The organism is Sphingomonas sp. DMC6, from assembly GCF_056314225.1.
In genome coordinates, this window is record NZ_JBQUYT010000030.1 from 1 (window position 1) to 912 (window position 912).

Genomic DNA, 912 nt, shown 5'->3' on the forward strand with positions numbered 1-912 from the left:
TGAATAACCCCTCTTGCGCGATCATCAATAACGATCCGCCACGTTCGAGCGATGCGATTTATGGGTTCACGACCTAGCAGGACGCGCGCAGGCAACAGCCTCTGGGCAATTTTCGTTCATGCAACGGATGGTACTGCGATGGTGCGCCCCGCGCAGAATCATAGTACTATCCGAAGATAGTAAAATATTCATCTCCAGTCAGGCCAAAAATATATCAAAACGTATAATAAAAGTCCTCGGATCAGTTGACACGGCGCATTACCACCCGCCATCGAAAGAGCAAAAATATCTCGCAAGACACCAACTCAATATTGAACCGGATCAATTTGCGATTTCTTTGATAGGTAGATTAAGCTGGAACAAGGGACACGATTTAATAGCAGACGCCGTTCGTATAATAAATTCAAAAAATATATCATCCAATAGTATTATATGCCTATTTTGCGGAAGTGGCATTGATACCGATCTTGTATCTTACGTATTGGACAAAGAAATCGGCGATAACACTTTTCGTTTTTTAGGTTTTTTCGACGATAGTCGGAAAATACTTTGGGCTTCTGACATCTTTGTTCTGCCGAGCCGCGTAGAGGGATTTGCACTTGCAGTGGTGGAGGCAATGGCATGCGCGCTACCCAGCATACGCACGCCTTCCGGGGGCGCACATGATCAAATTGAAGATGGAGTGGACGGCCTTATCGTGCCTTTCGATGACGCCGGCGCTTTAGCAGACGCGATCGAGCGCTTGATGAATGATGAACTGCGCGAGAAAATGTCAAAAGCTGCGGCGGAAACCGCAAAATCGCGCTTCGCAGCACCAATCATGGCCGATAATATATTAGGTCGTGAACCCATAAATCGCATCGCTCGAACGTGGCGGATCGTTATTGATGATCGCGCAAGAGGGGTTATTCA

General features: G+C 46.9%; 1 protein-coding gene. It reads left to right on the plus strand.

The annotated features are described in order from the left end of the window. Positions 1-127: 127 nt before the first annotated feature. The coding region (locus tag ACT53M_RS20135) for a glycosyltransferase (RefSeq protein WP_476235700.1) at positions 128-912 on the plus strand (785 nt) is incomplete at its 3' end.